1 protein-coding gene is annotated in these 492 nt (G+C 50.8%); it reads left to right on the top strand.

The window, feature by feature from the left end:
• Positions 1-126: 126 nt before the first annotated feature.
• Positions 127-492: cupin domain-containing protein (locus tag AB9F27_RS22050; RefSeq protein ID WP_369758225.1), on the top strand; the 366-nt coding region annotated here is incomplete at its 3' end.

Here is a 492-nt window from a genome sequence, read left to right on the forward strand (position 1 = left end):
TAAGTTATTTTTGAATATTCCGCGAAACTGTCAAAAAAAGCCGAAAGGTGCTGTAATGAATTTCTAGGTGGTCCCTGCTTGGTTGTTTAGCCATGCTTGGACGAGTATAACGCAAAAGGAAAATGCATGTCAGCCAAGTATTACGCCCCAACTGGTGGGCACCCTGGTCAGGAGCAACTTCTGACAGATCGGGCTGTCTTTACGGACGCCTATGCCGTTATTCCCAAGGGAACGATGCGCGATATCGTCACCAGCTTTCTGCCATTTTGGGACGAAACACGGCTTTGGGTAATTGCGCGCCCCATGAGTGGATTTTCCGAAACCTTCTCGCAATACATTATGGAAGTCGCGCCCGGTGGCGGGTCAGATCAGCCAGAGATCGACCCCGGTGCCGAGGGCGTGCTTTTTGTTGTTGAGGGCCAAGCGACATTAAATGTTGACGGTGCAAACCACATCTTGGAGCCAGGTGGCTATGCGTTTTTGCCACCATCG

The organism is Falsihalocynthiibacter sp. CO-5D18 (assembly GCF_041205445.1).
GTDB classification, from domain to species: domain Bacteria; phylum Pseudomonadota; class Alphaproteobacteria; order Rhodobacterales; family Rhodobacteraceae; genus Falsihalocynthiibacter; species Falsihalocynthiibacter arcticus.